This is a genomic window from Pseudobacteroides cellulosolvens ATCC 35603 = DSM 2933 (assembly GCF_001262605.1).
In the GTDB taxonomy this organism is placed as follows: Bacteria; Bacillota; Clostridia; order Acetivibrionales; family DSM-2933; genus Pseudobacteroides; species Pseudobacteroides cellulosolvens.
This window is the reverse complement of sequence record NZ_LGTC01000001.1, coordinates 6,284,897-6,302,752: the sequence shown is the minus strand read 5'-3', so window position 1 is coordinate 6,302,752 and position 17,856 is coordinate 6,284,897. Positions and strand designations below refer to the sequence as shown.

8 protein-coding genes, 6 tRNA genes and 1 pseudogene are annotated in these 17,856 nt (G+C 36.3%); 1 reads left to right on the top strand and 14 read right to left on the bottom strand.

Going from position 1 to position 17,856, the window contains the following annotated elements; all coding sequences use genetic code 11:
• The 3 genes from Bccel_RS26105 to Bccel_RS26100 form a co-directional block, all read right to left on the bottom strand.
• Entirely contained in the window at window positions 1–462 is a 462-nt protein-coding gene (locus Bccel_RS26105) for a hypothetical protein (protein ID WP_036945203.1), read from the bottom strand.
• Window positions 463–1,038: 576 nt separating this feature from the next.
• Window positions 1,039–1,218, bottom strand: coding sequence for a hypothetical protein (locus Bccel_RS29890; protein ID WP_152966097.1), 180 nt, complete (start codon window positions 1,216–1,218; stop codon window positions 1,039–1,041).
• Window positions 1,219–1,322: 104 nt separating this feature from the next.
• Window positions 1,323–3,383, bottom strand: coding sequence for a dockerin type I domain-containing protein (locus tag Bccel_RS26100; RefSeq protein WP_036945201.1), 2,061 nt, complete (start codon window positions 3,381–3,383; stop codon window positions 1,323–1,325).
• 690 nt (window positions 3,384–4,073) lie between these two features.
• Here Bccel_RS26100 and Bccel_RS29280 point away from each other — a divergent pair.
• Window positions 4,074–4,783, top strand: a pseudogene (locus Bccel_RS29280) (reverse transcriptase domain-containing protein); the annotation flags it as partial.
• Window positions 4,784–5,137: 354 nt separating this feature from the next.
• Here the strand turns inward: Bccel_RS29280 and Bccel_RS26090 are convergent.
• From Bccel_RS26090 to Bccel_RS26040, 11 genes are all read right to left on the bottom strand, one after another.
• Window positions 5,138–5,803, bottom strand: a complete 666-nt coding sequence (locus tag Bccel_RS26090) for an RNA ligase family protein (protein WP_050753878.1) — start codon at window positions 5,801–5,803, stop codon at window positions 5,138–5,140.
• Between the two features lie 31 nt (window positions 5,804–5,834).
• The gene (locus tag Bccel_RS26085; RefSeq protein WP_050753877.1) at window positions 5,835–7,412 is read right to left on the bottom strand and encodes a hypothetical protein; all 1,578 of its coding nucleotides are present in this window, start codon (window positions 7,410–7,412) and stop codon (window positions 5,835–5,837) included.
• A gap of 223 nt (window positions 7,413–7,635) precedes the next feature.
• Window positions 7,636–8,307, bottom strand: a complete 672-nt coding sequence (gene tsf, locus Bccel_RS26080) for a translation elongation factor Ts (RefSeq protein WP_036945571.1) — start codon at window positions 8,305–8,307, stop codon at window positions 7,636–7,638.
• A gap of 148 nt (window positions 8,308–8,455) precedes the next feature.
• Window positions 8,456–8,529, bottom strand: a tRNA-His gene (locus tag Bccel_RS26075).
• A 703-nt stretch (window positions 8,530–9,232) separates the two neighbouring features.
• Window positions 9,233–9,304 (bottom strand) — tRNA-Asn (locus Bccel_RS26070).
• Window positions 9,305–9,310: 6 nt separating this feature from the next.
• Window positions 9,311–9,385 (bottom strand) — tRNA-Glu (locus Bccel_RS26065).
• Window positions 9,386–9,488: 103 nt separating this feature from the next.
• Window positions 9,489–9,560: transfer RNA gene (locus tag Bccel_RS26060), tRNA-Ile, on the bottom strand.
• 6 nt (window positions 9,561–9,566) lie between these two features.
• Window positions 9,567–9,639, bottom strand: a tRNA-Trp gene (locus tag Bccel_RS26055).
• Between the two features lie 127 nt (window positions 9,640–9,766).
• Window positions 9,767–9,839: transfer RNA gene (locus Bccel_RS26050), tRNA-Lys, on the bottom strand.
• Window positions 9,840–10,044: 205 nt separating this feature from the next.
• Window positions 10,045–10,251: a hypothetical protein gene (locus Bccel_RS26045; RefSeq protein ID WP_036945572.1), complete on the bottom strand. Its 207-nt coding sequence runs from the start codon at window positions 10,249–10,251 to the stop codon at window positions 10,045–10,047.
• A 687-nt stretch (window positions 10,252–10,938) separates the two neighbouring features.
• A complete protein-coding gene (locus tag Bccel_RS26040; RefSeq protein WP_036945573.1) occupies window positions 10,939–17,634 on the bottom strand; it encodes an immunoglobulin-like domain-containing protein in 6,696 nt (2,231 codons plus the stop codon).
• Window positions 17,635–17,856 lie beyond the last annotated feature (222 nt).

Genomic DNA, 17,856 nt, shown 5'->3' with positions numbered 1-17,856 from the left:
CTATTCACTAATAAATTTATCAATATCCCCACTTCTTATATCAATAGAATTTTCAGTTCCTGTCTTATATAATTTAGCATAATCTAACTTTCCAGGTAATGACCCAATCCTTAAATGAAACTTCTCGTCAATAGGATAAGACATAATATATAAACCGCTGCCAACGTCATTACCCATATAATCTTTAAAATCTTCCCACTTAAGATTTTCTCCCTTTTTGGCTAACTCCTTAACAATATCAATTGTAAGATGTTTGGTTCCGCCTCCGACAGTTATTGTTTCTGGAGTTGGCTTTTGAACTTTACTTTCGTCTGGTGTTGCTTTACCTTTTGAGTTAATGTCCATGGATTCATGAACTGGTGTAAAGGACGGAAGAGGACTAGTAACTCTATCTGCTGTACTACTGCATCCCACCAAAAGCAAAGAAACATATAAAATAGCAATAATTAATTTTCTATTCATCTCAAACCTCTCAACATCAAATAAATTAATTAGATCATAAACAAATTATTATATATGATCAGTTATTCTTTATATCAATTTTATCATTTGATCATATATAATACAATTATGGAGTTCTGTGTTACTGTGTGGACCGAATTATTATATTTCTGGAAACCAGTAGAGAATATCAGGGGGCCAGAAGGACTTGGATATGTCCATGAGATATCCCCAGATACTCACACGTTCTTTCCCTCTTATACTCATTTCATAAATACAAGACACATTTCTGTACAGTTATTGGATTTTGGTTTGTCTCGCAACCTAGTCCATGTAACTAGCCTCAGATGTAACAAGCCAGAGTTTTGCCTAATCCTTTCTTCAGATTCCAGCTCACGCTGGACACCCTTGGCTTCGGCTGTATCCTTCCCACTGTCGGGCGGATTGGGGACTTTCACCCGTTAGAACGTGTGCCCACTGGGCACACAAAAAGAGCAGAAATCGGAATCTTTATCCGAAATCTGCTCTGGGTTTCCTGTCAAAACTGTAAAACGTGCGTTCATTTCCTGTAAAATGCGTTTTTACCCCAAATGTCATCTACGGATTTACATTGAAATTTTTCGGCGTCAGGGTAGCAAAAAAGCCCGAATAATCGGGCTTTTCGGGCTTGACATATTTTTCGTCAAGCATAGTTGTCAATGCTTTACAAAATAGATGACATGAAAATTCAGTTTTTCTATCCTTAAAGATATCTGCGTACCGACATTCGTTACTCATCAGTCACAGCTACACATTCATCTGAATATCCATGCTTGTTTGGGATGATGTGCATGACGTTTATTCTCACTGATAACAGTAAGATTTGCTTTACTCATATTATTTTATCTTACATAATAAAGCTTTACAGATGAAGATCCATTAATATACTGATTAAGAGTATTCACATCCCTTATATCAATAGTACCGTCACGGTTGATATCAGCAGATAGGGTGAGATATTTTGTGCTGATATTTGTTGTGTTATAAGAGTTGCTTATAATACTAAGTATTGCAGTTGAATCTCCTGAATTCACATAAGAGTCACCGTTTACGTCACCCACCATGATTGGTCTTTCAACCCATGAGAAAGAATATATTGAACCGTCAAGCGTAATTGAACCACTGCTGTCAACATTGCCTATTCCTCCCCATTTTATATTACAACTACCATTTGAATTGCAATCTGCGTAAGTAAATGTGTTGCCGCTTACAGATGTAACAAATACGCTGTGATTTGCAATGCCGCGGTATGATACACGGAGATGATCGCCGACTCTTGGTTCGTATTTGGTTAAATTTGAGAGCTGAAGATACTTTGTAGTATTAAAATACTCATACTGGAGCTTCTTTGCAAAGCCTGCACACTGATAATATGGTTCTTCAGCGGATATATTGAATGTGTTATTGTAACCATTAAAGAATGTATTATTGATGGTCATGTATTTACAATGCGGTGGTGTAAGTCTATTGTTATCATGATTGCATGGAGTCTCTGTGGTTGCATTTGTATCATTTAAATAATCATATTCGTTATTCCAGTATTTTGTTGATGGGAATTTAACTGATTTCATGCCTGTAAAATACGATGCATTACTGGGATTAACAGCCATTTTCTGGTCTAAACTGGTATAAAGTTTTGCTTCAAGAAGAGCAAGGTCTGCAGAGTTATATAATCCGTCATAATTAAGATCGGCAGATTTCTTCTTTCGTGTTGTATTCAGAATTGTGGTTGTGCCGTTAATGTATGATTTATAGGCGGCAATGTCTTTTGAATCAATTTCGCCGTCATCATTTACATCGCCCATAATATATACTTCTACCTCATCAAATGCTCTCTTTATAATATTATCGTAATTTGTCTTTGTTGTTCCTGTAAATACATCCGTTGATGCAAGAACAGCTTTTCTACAATCAGAGAACGTTGCTTCTTTTGTGTCAGCTGTCATATCCTTCAGCTTATCCATCGAACGATACCAGATAACCTTAAGATTCTCAGCAGGAATTCCATAAAATTCCATACGATATGCAGCATTTGATATTACCGTAGAACCAAGGGCTGAATATGTACGATCACCGGAAGTTGAATTCATCAGTGTTGGAAGTGCTTCTCTTAAGCTTATATAATTTGTATAGAAATTATTAGTGCAATAGCCGCCTGAGTAATTCGGAGTTATTGTATCATTAGGCGACTTAATATCTCTGATGCTGCATTTTTTATTGTTGGTGTTAATGTTTTCAATATACTGATTTGTTCCGATTTTCCATTCACGTGTGCCGTCGTTAAGCTCGCCCATTATATCACTGTATGCTTCCATAAGACATGCTGTTTCACCCTTAACGGTGCTGTCCCAGCCAAGTTTCAACTGTGTAACAAGATGAGTGTATTCGTGCGTTACTACGTCAATATCCGTTCCCCAGTTCTGAGTGTAAATCCCGTCGCCGATTCCGAATAAGAGTCCATAATTAGATGCACTGGCGTTATTAACGCCGCCGGATCTCATACTCATTGAAAGTGAAATCCTTATCGGTTCGTTGCTTTTGTAAAAGTCCCATCCGAGACCGTTATAAAAATCCCATGCTTTACCCACGTTGTAAAGAAGAGCGTTATTCTCATGATAATAATTTGTTGAATCAGTACTCTCAATATTTGACATGCTTGAACCAACAATAATATTTCGATTCATATCATAAAAATATGTTTTTCCGTCTTTCTGTGCCAGATTTACGCTGAATACATAATTTCCGAGTATATCACTTGATGTCTTGTAAAGTATCGGATTACGTACGACAAGAACATCGTTGCAAGGTGTATACTCTGTTACGGCATTTGCTGTGAATGAGGTTGCCTGCAATGAGATCAAGGTTATTGCAGCAGCAACAGCTCTTTTTAAATTTCTTTTCATGTAAACACTCCTTCGAATTAGTTTTTTGTTATATAAATAAATTATATAGTACCAAATTATACCACTATGCAAGAGATTCGGCAAGTCAAAAGTTGCTGTTAGTTATCTGTTTTTGCTAAATTTGTTTTTTTTAAAATAATGACAGACGTCCTGATTTATAGTATGTATATGTTTATATCAATAAGCTGTTGATTGGGATATTCCAACAGCATTGCAGATGGCCGTTATTCCTTTTCTCACCACATTTAATCGAAGTCGAACACTCAGGTTTATCCTGAGTGTTCGCTTTTTTGTGTGCCCAGCATGGGCGTTCTCTCGTCGGTGAAAGTCCGATATGGGGGTTGATAGTGCCAACTATTAGCCAAGAGTAAGGGTGTCCATCGTGAGGTGGAATCTGAAAGAAGCTGGAGGCAAAGCTCTGGTCTGACGAACAGAAACTGCATATAAGGCATATGTCTGTTGGGTAAGTTTGCAAAACAAAACAAAGCCCAAAACTATCCGAAACAGGCGGTGTAAATGCAGCAGATATATGGAGTGAAAGAGAACGTTCTTACCTGGGGAGATCTCATGGACGTGTGGAAATGAATTTTGAAGCACGGTTGAAATAAGATTTGTCATGAGAAGTCAGCAGAGGTCATAGTACCAAGCCAGTCATGAATGGTAAGGAAAGGGCTGAACAATAGGATGTTTAATATTTTCTCCACGTCAGAAGAGGAATCAAACGATGGAAAAAGATACACCATAAATCTACTTGAGGAAATTCTTGACCGGAGCAATATGAATAGAGCATATATAAGGGTCAAGGGGAATAAAGGTAAACATGGAATTGATAGAATGACGGTTGATGAACTTCAAACGTTTCTAGAAGAAAATGGTGACCAAATCAGGAAAGATATTATGGAAGGGACATATAGTCCCAAACCTGTCAGAAGGGTAGAGATACCTAAGCCGGATGGGTGAATAAGGTTATTGGGAATACCAACAGTACTTGATAGAGTGATACAACAAGCTATGGATTTAGACCAAGCAGGAATGTACACCAAGCTATAAAGAAATGCAAGGAGTACATAGATGCAGGCTATAAATGGGCTGTAGATATTGACCTTGCGAAATACTTTGATACGGTTAACCATGACAAATTGATGAGACTTTTATCTAGGAAGATAAAGGATGGAAGAGTACTATCCCTAATAAGAAAATACTTGCGATCTGGAGTCATTGTAAATGGTGTGGTCATGGATACAGAAGAAGGGACACCGCAAGGTGGCAATTTGTCGCCGCTTTTGAGTAACATCATGCTGGACGAGCTGGATAAGGAACTTACAAAAAGAGGGTTGAAATTCTGTCGATATGCGGATGATTGTGTGCCACGAAGGCGAAAAGAAGCGACCCGAAGGGTTGCATAAAGATAGCTATGCTATGCAAATGATGGCGGTGGGCCCGCCGAAATCGCCATACAGGTGAAGATTTCAAACTACCTTAAGGTGCTGTAGACAAAAGCTATGGTATTGAGCGTTAAGGAAAAGGCAGCATCAGCTGTCAAGTGAGTGCTAAGGAGATGAAAGACCAAGTAAACCACTTACGAAAATGTCGAAAGCGTAGAGACTCCATCAAATTCCTTTTCTTCCACATTGCTGGAATAGTTTAGCTTCCCATGCTGCTGCCAAGCATCAAAGCTTTGCTGGTCGTCGCAGCAAGACTTACAAGGTTTAATTCCTCAAAAAGTTTGTTTTTCAAACAAACTTTTTGAGGAATTATTTAAAATCTTTCTTTCTAATCTTTGCCATCCATCTTCTGTGTGGCAAAGTATCTTTTCTATGTCTTATAACAACACCCTCTGCCCCAAATTCCTTGTTATATACTGACTTTTGAGCAAGTATAAATTCCTTTACATTCTCAACCTTCAAATCTGGTTTATCATATGTAACTTCAGGTACCGAATCAAGTTCCAGTTCATTTGCAAAATGAGTTACTGCATCCCAGGTAAAAAACCTATCAGTATTTACATCAAAAATATCAAATACAATAAATTTTCTATCTTCAAAATAGTTTCCACCCTTTTGAATTTTGGGTCCACAAAGTTCTCCATATATAATTACGTCTTTTAACTGTTCAATACCTTTGTTTTCAATTTTTCTCGAGATTTCATCCCCAACTTCAAAATAGAACATGTCACTATTATCTTCTCTGCTACAGATGTGCTCTCTTTTCTGAATGTGTGTCACAACACCGTCAGATATTCTTATTCCCATATTGGTCCCATCTATTTTTTCTGTAAATACCAAATCTTCCAAGGGTAAAAAATGGAGGGGAGCAGTCTCCGGCAAAATTTCTCCAGAGGTTGCATCCCATTTTCTTCCCTTTTTATCAGATGGTATTAATTTAAATAACGTCTTCATTTCCGGATATTTTCTAAACATTAAATTCACCCAATCTCTTTTTAAACATCATTCATAATATTTCAATTGCTTTGATACTTTCCAACTGACCTGCCTTATCTTCCATTATGTTTTTCAAAACACCAAGCAATCTGTCACTGTAACCTTTCAAGTAAACAACATCATCTCTGTTGGAAATTTTGTTGTTGTAACCCACCAGGTGCCATATTATAAGTTTTGCACCTTTAGGCTTGTTTGCAAGTTTCGCCCATTTTGATTCCAGATTGTCTGACTGCTGACCGTCGGATATCAAAACAATGTACTTTTCGCCCTGATAATTATCCAATAAAGGCTCAAACACTGTGCCATAACCTACATCTGTTTTTTCAATCAATTTTGCGTTTTCGAACAAGTTTACATTCTTCGAAACCGCAACCTTTTTTGTGAAAGTAGCAGTCGCATAAACATTTGAATTCTGGATACTCATGTATACCATGGCGCCAAACAATGATGCAATGTTTACTGCAGACAAGCTGGTAGTCACAATTGTACCCATAGAACCTGATGTGTCCACACCTATTCGCACACCAACATTTGAAGGCACATTGAATACACCTTTGCCACTCAATAGCAGTACTTTGTTTATGGCATCATTCCATTCTTTTGTCTTTGTCATGGCATTTGCAGTCATCAGTCCAAAAGGCAACATTCTTGATTTTCTGTATGCTTCATAATCTGAAAGCTTATCAGCAACCACTTTCACCAATTCCTTAGGAACATTGCTTTTTATGACTTCTACCTGATCAAAAACACCGTGTTCAGTAACTTTTTTGACCACTCTTGTTTCAGTTGCAAACGCTCTTTCCAATGTTACAAGGTTTGAAGTCAACGCATTGTATTTTAAGCCAGATACCATAAACTCAAATATCATCTGCTTTTGAGCAGCAGTCAAATTGCCAAATGCATGCTTGATTTCTTCAAGCTGCAAGTTATACTTACTTACTTTTTCAACAGTGTCCGCATCAACAATACCTTTATTCAAATTAATTATAACATCTTTCAACGCTTTTGCTCTTTCAAAAGCTTCCTCGTTGTCGTTGATTATATAATCCATGTAAGGCTGTACTCTCTCAACAGCTATAGGACGTGCAACTTTTATCACATCTTCAAGTTTGGATTTATATCTTGTTGCATGGTAATCGTTAAGTTTCTCATTTAACCAGAAGTTAACAGCTCTCTTAACGCTTCTACCCATACCCTGACGGATTCCACCTTTTCTTGTTAATTCCAAAAAGTCATACAACATTTTTGGATTTGTTATGATCCTTGAAAACGCCTTGTTAAAAAGGGTTTTATCCTTTAAAGTGGATAGATAAACCAACCAAATAGTAGGAACCAGCTTCAAACTGTTGAATTCCTGACCATATATAGCAGCTTTAGTAGCCCATTCAGGGCATTCAGTCAAAGCCTTCTTCATTATATCCATTGTATTTTTTATAACATCTTCATCCTTCTGATAGAAGTTACCTTTAACCAAACCTAAAGAAAACATTTCTGCAACTGTCTCTCTAAAGCTTAAATCATAGGCTTTACCGCCTTCAAAAGTTACATTTTCATTTACTTTTATAAAACCTTTCAAACCTTTAAACATTTTTTCACCTTCTTATTTGATATTAGAAAACTTTAATTCTCAATGTCATAACCCTATATTTAATAGGTTTTATAACGATTCGAATATACTTGTTTTCTCATTTTGTTCAGTATTATTTTTGAGGAATTTGGGGAAGACTCTTTCCGATCGCGGAATTAGATTAACAGTCTAATGTAGTCTTCCATGCACCTCAAATTTATTGTTTCTATAGACAAAAGTTGAGTTATTCTGTCAGTAAACAATTTACTTTATTACCAATTTGCTTAAGCACTTCTTGAGAAAAATTTTCATCTTTCTTCACAAGTCCTTCACCCATTTCATATCTGACAAATCTTCTAACTGTGATGTTTTCCCCAATCAACATAATTTTTTCATTAACAATATCCTGCACTGTCTTTTCATTATCTTTTATGAAGGTTTGCTCCATGAGACAAATTTGTTTGTAATACTTCTCCAGTTGTCCTTCAATAATCTTATCAATTAGCTTTTCTGGTTTACCTGTTAAAACAGCTTGATTTCTAAAGTCCTCCCTAACTGTGTCAATAACCATTGACGGGATTTCCTCTCTCCTGATATATTGAGGATTTGATGCTGCTATCTGCATTCCAAGGTCCTTTACCAGAGACTTGAACTCAGTATTCATAGCAGCGAAGTCTGTTTCAATATTAACTTCCACGAGAACTCCAATTCTGCCATTACCATGAATATAAGAATCAACAATGCCCTCAGAAGTTATTCTTCCAGCTTTGGTTTCGATTTTCATTTCTGATTTTTCTTTAAGCTCTGTTTTCGCTTTCTCAAAATCTCCACCTAACCTTGATAATGTGTTCTTACACTCCATAATTCCAGCACCTGTAGTTTCTCTTAACTGCTTTACCATCTCTGTCGTAATCATTTTACTTTAATCCACCTTTCTTCTTTGCAAATAGCATTATTATTTAGGATTGAAAGAATAACTTCCACTAACATTTTCGCTTTTGTGTTCACTTAACACTCTCTCAAAAGTGGAAGTAATTATTCAATCTTTCCTTAAAACTTCCTAGGCTGACGGATGGGACTCGAACCCACAACCACCAGAGTCACAATCTAGCACTCTTTCCATTTGAGTTACCGCCAACATGATTCGAGGAAGAAGTCAAAAGACTATTTTTTCTAATTGCTCTATCCACTGAGCTACCAACCCATTTAGTGGGTTGAGCAGGAATTGAACCTGCGCTCATTAGCTTGGAATGTAGTCTTTCTAACACCTCGAAATTTATAATCTTAAAAGATACTAAACTGTAGTGTTTATAAAAGTCCATTAAAATGTTCTAATCTAAGCTTTTCAATCATTTTATAAAACTGTTTCTATGTTTTCCCATCTATATGTAGCAAGATATTTGCCTGAGGAAAAATTGAAAGACACTTTTTCGTGCTCTACCAACTGAGCTACAAATCATTTCTGATTTGGCAAGATTCGAACTTACGACATCGTGGTTATCATCCAATGTAGTCTTTCCAGCACCTCAGGTAAAGTCTGTTTACACTTTTATTGTTGAGATAATGAACTTTAAATTGTACAGTTTTATAAAATCAATTGATTTTATACTCCTCATGGCTCTACTGGTAACCATATTGTACCTGATTTCATTTAAGTTCATTATCTTTAGTGGAGCCAGAGGGATTCGAACCTGTGGGGCATATTACCCGGTTGTTTAGCAAACAACTACCTTAAACCAACTCGGACAACCTTCCACATTTAGCGTGCTTGACTGGAATCGAACCAATATGAATGGTTTCGTAGACCATCATGTTATCCTTTACATCACAAGCACATTTAGCTGTCAGGGAGGGACTCGAACCCTCACTTACTGATTAACAGTCAGCCATGCTACCATTAACATTACCCGACAATGACTTGGTGACGGGTAGGGGAATTGAACCCCTGTTATGAGGTTGAAAGCCCCATTTCCTAACCATTAGAATAACCCGCCATAAAATTTCAAGGAATTTTGCGAAAGACATTTACACCTTGCGGTGTTTTCGGATTCGAACCAAATTATACCAATGTAGTCTTTCAAGCACCTCGAAATAGAGTCGGTAAGGAGAGAATCGAACTCTCAATTTCCACGTTATCAGCATGGAGCCTTACCATTTGGCCACTTACCGATTGAGCATAGGAGGCAGGACTTGAACCTACATCTTATAGTTTTGGAGACTATTGTTCTTCCAATTGAACTACTCCTATATACTTTGCTATAACCGCTTACCCTTATAAAACCAATTAGTAATTTTCATCCTCCATTCTCAAATTCCTAAACCTTTCGATATTTCATCTACCAAATGTAAATTTAATAATGATTTTTGGGGATAAATGTGCCTGGAGGGGCTTGAACCCACGACCACCTGATTAAAAGTCAGATGCTCTTCCAGCTGAGCTACAAGCACATATCAAATGCTTTTTTAAAATTCGAGGAAATTTACTGAAGACTCTTTTTAGATCCCAAATCTATGTAGTCTTCAAAGCACCTCGATTTTTTCATCTGTCCTTGGTAAATATATTTTGTAAAATAAAAAGTGGTTAAATCCTTTTTATCAGACTTAACCACTCTATTTTATAAATGCTGTTTTATTGCGTTCTTATATTGCTAATTCACAATGGACACAATCGTTTCCTGCATTTTGGTAATAGAGGATTAAGCCAATGTTTACTCCAATCCATACTTGGTTCATATGACAGACTATCCGCTAAAATATTGAGTTTATATGCTATGGAATTCAAAATATTGTTCATAATAATATGGGCTCCTTGATTATAAATTTCATTGCGTTTTCCTAAACCATTAAAATATGTTGTCATTGGATTATCCTCCTTTCGCTTCTTTTTCATATTAATTATAAATCTTTAATCTGATTTTCTTCTACATACATCACAGTTGTCTTACCTGACGTTATCTTTAACAACGTTCTCGTTTGCATTACTTTACATTTTATATCTTACTATACTCTTCCTTCTCTGTCAACACTTTTCTCTAATGTAATTTAATTGTAATATTCCTTTGAGAAAAATAAAAAGTGGCTAAGTCAAATTTGTTGACTTAACCACCTGTTAAAACTCAGTAAAATGAAAACCACATTACTTATTAAATAGAGGATAAAGCCAATGTATACGTAAATCTATACTTGGTTTATGCACCAGTCTGTTGTTCCAAATATTATGTTCGAGCTCATTATTAATATAATACATTGTTATCCTCCTTTCGATTTCTAACTTAATGCCCAACAACATTCCTGAAGGCATAGTGTTTTAATTTTACCACAGGAAAATCCTGCCGTCAATGCAAAATTTTCAATATTTCCTATGAGCCTTTAATTTAAACTAACAATGAGTTAAATTATTCAGTTAAAAGGATCAAATTTGAAATCACGACCTGTACTCAATTAAGATGAGGTACAATTTTATCTATATCTGTTCCTAAATTAATTCAGATTTTGCAGAAGACTTGTAACTTTATACCAATCATATTGTAAGACTTTCTTCGTCAGACTAAATCAATCCTGATTTTTGTAGAAGTCTTGAAATTATCACTGCAACCTCAGCTCTTGTTATAAGGTCCTTTGGTGCAATAGATACCCCGGTCTTCCCTTTAATAATTCCAGCCTTCAGACATGAATCCATACTATCTGTCGCCCAGCCTGAAACCGATTTGGAATCCTTGTAATCTCCAAGGTCGGTTACCTTTTGCCCATCCACTTGGAGTCTTGTTATTTTCATCGCTCTTTCTATTATAACCACTGCCTGTTCTCGGGTTATTGGCTGCATTGGTGCAAAATTACCTTTACCAAGTCCTGAAATAATTCCATACTCATTTGCAATTTCTATATAGGGGCAGAACCAGTCGGTATTTTTAACATCCTTGAATGTGTTTTTACCAGTACCAGGTTTCAAACCAAGAGCCCTTGCAATTATTGAAGCAAACTCAGCTCTTGTCATATTTCTTTCCGGTTCATATTGGGAAGCTTCATTGCCTTTAACAATAAGTTTGGAAGCCAGTTCATTTATACTGTCCTTTGCCCAGTGCTTATCTATGTCCTTCATATTTGACTGGATTGAAATCAGTGCATAGTAACTGTTTGTGAGGGAATTAATAATAGCATAGTATTTTCCATTCCTGTTTACGATTCTCGTAGGCACTGTTCTAAATTTACCGCCTTTATCGACAACTACTGCTGTGGTAACCTTTGTATGGTCCACATTGTCTGGGATTGGAATCACCCTTTCAACATAACTGTTAAAAGTATCTATTATTATTTCCTTGTCTCCAGACCTGCAAAGAATTTCAAATCCAACGGGCTCCACCATAAATGTAAAACTATTATTTGTCTTTGTAAAGTTGATTACTTCAGGAGTTGCCTTGGAAATCACCATACTAATTGTGATATCTTTTAAGGCCACATTTCCAAGACTTGAAGCTATCTTAGCAAGATCAATATCCTTTGTTGGCAATTTATATTCCGCAATTTCTGTTTTTATCTGGAATAATGCTTCTTTTTCAATCATATTTTTCATGGTTTCTCCGTCAATTTCTCCGGAGATTATATCTGCTTCTTTCTCTATTCTTGCAGATATAGTTCCACCTTTAACAACACTGCCAATCTGATTCTTCAAATCTTCATCAACCAGGGATACTGGTAAGACCCTTTGACCAATTTCATTAACTTTGATTGTACCCTTTGATTTGTCATCACCAGTCAAGTCTCCTGGAACAGCAGCTATTGGCTTGTTCTCTTGATTTACAACAATTATTGTACCACCAACATTGCCACTTCCACCAATACCTGCACTGTTACCACTTCCAATACCACTTCCATTTCCGTTACCATTACCACCGCCATTGCTAGGATCAATAATACTTGCTATCACAAATGGATTTTCTTTTGATCCATCACCGGAAACAATATTATAATCCTTGTTTAATGTCATTGCCGGTAACATGTTAAAACCTCTGTAGGCTGAAATATGTGCCAGATTACCATTATCATTATTATAGGACAACACATCTGTACCACCCATTCCAGGTGTCCTTAAACACGTTGATAAAACAATGCTTATGCCAGCTTTCCTGTTATAATCCACAACTTCTTTAACACTCAGAAGATAAACCTTATCCAGCACATTTTTGTAAAAACCCTTATCATATAAAGCCAGTTTATCTGCGTCATTGATGCTTGACATGGAGGGGAACTGAAGCTCACCACCACTTTTTGATGCTAAATCCAAGGGATCAAGCATTACTTTGTGCTGTACAGGTACTATCAATTTCTTTTCATTTGAATTTAGATTTGTCAAAAATCCAGGTTCCTTTGAATAATCTTCTCCCATTACATAGGCCTTAACAGGAGCTCCATCAACATAATCAACTTCATTTGAATCACTGTTTAACCACGCCCTTATAATGCTATTCTCATAGTTGTTGCTTCCGTTGTCATGTCTTGCAGTTGTGTCACCTTCCCATTGAGCTGAAAAGCTTTTCTCTCCAAGGCTTCTTGTTGATTGCACTACTATGGTACCATCACTGTTTCTTACAATAACCTTCCACAACAAATCACTACCGATATATGATCCTATCTTGATATAGTCATTATAGCCTACTTTGTTTGATTGTTTTTCAATTTTCACACTAAACCTCTTGATTTTGGACACGGTGCCTTTTGTGATGGTTGCAAAAAGTTGAACCTCGGCATCTATCATCACTCCATCGGGTCTTGTAACTGTTACCATTCCAGTTCCGTTATTAATGGAGGTATAAATACAATCCATATTTGTTCCCTTAAATTTGGCACTCCAAGTAATTGATACCCCCTCTATATCTACAGGAATACTGAAGTTTCGGGTTACGCTTTCCCCTTTGTCCCCTTCTGCAAAAACAATATCTCTTTCATCGAGATTGTCATAAGCTTCATCGCAAGCTTCCTCATCAGATTTTGGCATATCTATCACCAAAGGCTTTTCTTCAGTACCTTCACCCCCCACAATATAAACCCTTTCATCCAATACCATCATTGGGGATACGGGCCAGCTGCTTCTCGGACCCGCATTGACAAAGGAACCATTTTGAGCTTCAAACCTTAATGCCTGACTTCTTTCCTTGTTTGGAGTTCTCAAATAAGTACTGGTAATTTTATCATACCCTATACTCAAAATATCTTTAATACTTGGAAGAAATACCTTGTCAATTATTGTTTTGTAATAGGCATTTGGATATTGGGAAAGCCCTGTTGTATCATTTATGCTCGTAATTTGGGGCATGCCTATTGTTCCACCGCTTTTCTCACTTACATAGTATTCACTGAGCTCAACTTTTATAGCAGAATTCTTCATCATATATTTTTCATGTTTTGTGAAATTTGTCAAAAACCCTGGTTCCCTGTCATAGGGATAATCAGCATGTGTTGTATCTGGTTTTGTCCTGTAGGTTACAGTTTCTTCATCGCTGTTTAGCCACGACCTCAAACTGCTTAATTCATATCTGTTATCCTGTTGGCTGTCATTTATATATGCACCTGATAGAGCCTTATTTGCAAGTACAGACACTGTCTGAAGTACCAGGCTTCCATCATCTTTTTTATCAACTATTTTCCATAGAATGCTTTTCCCATCATACTCTCCCAAGGCTATTATATTACCAACTTCCAAAACCGCTTTTTTAACTATGGTTATTTCAAAGCTTCTGCTTTCACTTACAATGCCTTTTGACACTGTAGCTGTCAAAACAAAGCTATCAGAACTTCCCACAGGTCTTGTCACTTCTGCCAAACCAGTCCTTAAATCAATTCTTAAATTACTGCTGTTTTCCGCCCAGGAAATTGTAGTGCCATGAGGCCCTTGCAGCGGCACTTTAAAGTTTCCAGTGACCCTGTTTAAAGTATCTCCATTCAGTAAGTCAATCCCCAATGCGTTGATATCCATAAATACTGCTGCGGCATTGGAATTAATTTTCCAAACCTCATAATTTGTTTTATTTATTGAAAAATCCTTGGTTACATCATGATATGCGTTGGGTGTATTGCTGTTATTTATTGGATTTCCAGCTATATTTAATTCAGTAATGCTCTTTATTTTACCGATCTCTTCAATATCAAAAACAAGGTTATTGCCAAGATTAAGTTTTTGCAGTTTGGTGAAATTGTTAAGTCCTGAAAGATCAGCAAGCTTACTATTTGTAATTGAAAGAGTAATTAAACTCGGCATTTTCATCACATCTCCAAAACTTAAGAGATTTATTGCATTATTTATCTTTAAGGTATTTAGCTTTGTTAACCATGAGACAGGCTTGATAGTTCTAAATTTCAAGGTAAGATTGGCCTTTGACAAATCCAGAACCTCTAGATTTACCAATTTCTCAATCCCATCCAGAGTTTTAATCTCATAACTTGCTGCTTCATTCCAAGTAATGTTTCTTATGTTTTTTCCTTCGTTCACTTTTATTATTCCATCATTATTTAAATCAAAATAAACCTCTATAAAGCTATTAAGGTTATCATCGGCAAGGATAATTTCTTTGTTATCCTCATCGGACAACTTCCAAACTTCATAGGATTTGTTCCCAACTATAAAGTCCTTTTCAGCTTTGTGGATGGCATAGGGCGTCGTTGAACTATTCAATGGGTTTGAGGTAAGTGTCAACTCCTTAAGAGACATTGTACTTAATTCCTCAATATCTGTTATTTTATTGCTCCTAAGATCCAATTTTTTTATTTTAACAAGCTTGCTTATGCCTCGAATATCAGATAACTTAGAGCCAACAATAGATAACTCCTCAAGATTTGATAACTCTGTAACAGCCTCAAGGTTTTTCATATTGACAGGCATGTATAAACTCAGCTTTTTAAGTCGGGTCAGAGCTTTTAGAGGTGAAAAGTCATTCGCAAAAATCTTTAGCCCAGTATTTTCCACTTCTAAAGTCTCAAGATTCACAAACTGCTCAAGACCTGTCAGGGAATTTATAATATAGTTGTTATCATAACTGGAACTCTTTAACTCTTTTAACAGCCTTGCCTCACTGACAGTTATTTTTCCATCACCATTAACATCAATCTGAGTGTTTCTTAAAATAACTCCTTTTAAATTATAATCAAGTATTACTTCTGTATTATCTATGGCACCTTGCTTCCATACCTCATACAACCTTCCCTTTACTACAAAATCCTTTTCAGCCAGATGATATGCACCAGGAGTAAGAGAATTATTCAGGTTGTTTCCGCTTAAGTTAAGCTCTGTAAGACTTAGTCCACTTAATTCTTCAATATCGGTTATATTGTAAGCAAGGGTCAAACTTTTTAGCTTTGTTAAACTGCTTATTCCACTTATTGAAGCAATACTTGGGTACAGTTTCAAACTTTCCAGATTAATAAGATTATTAAAATTGCCAAAAGAAGTCAGGGTTGCTGAGTAAATGGTAAGGGATTTAAGCTTTGTTAGTCTTCCTATTGGTGAAAAGTCTTTGGCAATCACTCTTGTGTTGCTGTACATGTCAAATTCGAGAACTTCAAGATTCTCAAATTTGTCAAGACCCGTCAAGTCATATAATACAAAACTACTGTACCCGCTTTTAAGTGACTTGATAAGTCTTGCTTCACTGACTGTTATCTTTCCATCCCTATTTACATCTACGGGAGTATTGCTTAAAATAAGCGCTTTCAAATTGTTTTCCAAAATTACTTCTGTATTATCAACGGGACCTTGCTTCCAAACCTCATATACTGTTCCATTTACAGTAAAATCCTTATCTGATTTATGATATGCACCAGGTGTCATTTCATTATTTAAGGGATTGCCATAAATACTTAGAGTAGTGAGATTATGACCGCTTAAGGACTCAATGTCTGTTATTTGGTTATTGAAAAGATAGATTTCCTTTAAACTCATCATGGAGCCAAGGGTGGATATATCAGATAAATATGTATTATGTATTGTTAACTTTTCAAGACTTGTAAGACCTCTTAAATCTCCAAGACTTATAAGATGACCTGTATATGCTATAAATAATGTTTTAAGCTTGGTTAAATCTGCAATAGGCGAAAGGTCCGTCACTTCAAAATCTGTTCTGCCATTGTTAAACTTCAAGGTTTCCAGATTCACGAATTTTTCAAGACCTACCAAGCTAGTAATCACATAATTGCTTTCATAAATAAAGTCAAGGCTTTTTATCAGCTTTGCTTCTCCAATGCTGATTTTTCTATCACGGTTTGTATCACCATTAGTATTCGCAAGTATTAAAGCTTTAAGATCCTGGCTTTCGAAGTAAACTTCTACGCTGTCAGGATTTATGCTCGGCGTAGGAGTGCCTGTTGCTGTTGGTGTGTTTGTGCTTGTTGGTTTGGGTGTATTTGTGCTTGTTGCTGTTGGTGTATTTGTGTTTGTTGGCTTGGGTGTGTTTGTATTTGTTGCTGTTGGTGTGTTTGTGCTTGTTGGTTTAGGTGTATTTGTTGCTGTTGGTGTGCTTGTGTTTGTTGGTGTGCTCGCAACTTGTGTGGATTTGGGTAGAAAAATATCAAAGGCTGTACTGTCACTGGCACTTCCTTTAGAGACTGTTGCGGTAAGCCTTGCGACCGCCCAGGAAACTGAAGTGGGTCCTGTAACTTCAACAACACCTGTAACTGGATCTATACTTATATACTGACTGTTTTCAATCCAACTGATTGTAGTTCCATGAATTCCTTGCAGTAGAACAGTAAAATTCTTTGTTACTGAATCTAAACTATCACCTTCTGAAAAATTCAGTCTCAATGCAGCTAAATCCATAGCAACCGACTCTTCATCTGTAAAACTTTGATTCTTTATTGTTAAAGATGTTGTTGATATTCCTGTTAAGCCACTATTATCAGTTACTCTCAGTTTTACAACATGCTTTGTTAACTCAGTTTTGCCCAATGCCTTCATTATATCGGTCCAAGGAACCAAAGTCAGACTTAAATTGCTTGTTATATCGTATATTCCATCATCACCAATATCCCATTCAAATTTGACAATGCTCCCATCATCCGTTGAATTTCTTCCATCCAATCCAACTGGAAATCCTTGTGTAATATCATAAGGTCCTCCAGCATTGGCAGTTGGAGCAATTCCAATTGGAAGTGGGATTGCCAGACCGGCACCAGATACAATTGTCATTTGACTAAATAGAAAGGACAATATTATTACCCCTATTAATGTCTTTTTAAATTTCATGAAAATGTACATCTAATTTCTCCCCATTCTTTAAAAGACAGTTGTAAACTCTCTTAACTAAATTTAACTTTATTATTTACATAATTTTTTATATAAATCTATAATAATACAATTAATAGATATTTAAAAGGACTAATTACATTTCCAAAAGGATGAATGACGAATAAGAGCTTTTCCTCCAGCCAAAGCCACAAATATAAAAAGCGGGATTAGAATCTTATTTTATAAAATACT

What these genes read in the sequence shown, in the direction of transcription:
- Bccel_RS26105 (WP_036945203.1), bottom strand. Translation starts at nt 462, where the DNA reads ATGAATAGAAAATTAATTATTGCTATTTTATATGTTTCTTTGCTTTTG.
- Bccel_RS29890 (WP_152966097.1), bottom strand. Translation starts at nt 1,218, where the DNA reads ATGAGTAACGAATGTCGGTACGCAGATATCTTTAAGGATAGAAAAACT.
- Bccel_RS26100 (WP_036945201.1), bottom strand. Translation starts at nt 3,383, where the DNA reads ATGAAAAGAAATTTAAAAAGAGCTGTTGCTGCTGCAATAACCTTGATC.
- Bccel_RS26090 (WP_050753878.1), bottom strand. Translation starts at nt 5,803, where the DNA reads ATGTTTAGAAAATATCCGGAAATGAAGACGTTATTTAAATTAATACCA.
- Bccel_RS26085 (WP_050753877.1), bottom strand. Translation starts at nt 7,412, where the DNA reads ATGTTTAAAGGTTTGAAAGGTTTTATAAAAGTAAATGAAAATGTAACT.
- tsf (WP_036945571.1), bottom strand. Translation starts at nt 8,307, where the DNA reads ATGATTACGACAGAGATGGTAAAGCAGTTAAGAGAAACTACAGGTGCT.
- Bccel_RS26045 (WP_036945572.1), bottom strand. Translation starts at nt 10,251, where the DNA reads ATGACAACATATTTTAATGGTTTAGGAAAACGCAATGAAATTTATAAT.
- Bccel_RS26040 (WP_036945573.1), bottom strand. Translation starts at nt 17,634, where the DNA reads ATGTACATTTTCATGAAATTTAAAAAGACATTAATAGGGGTAATAATA.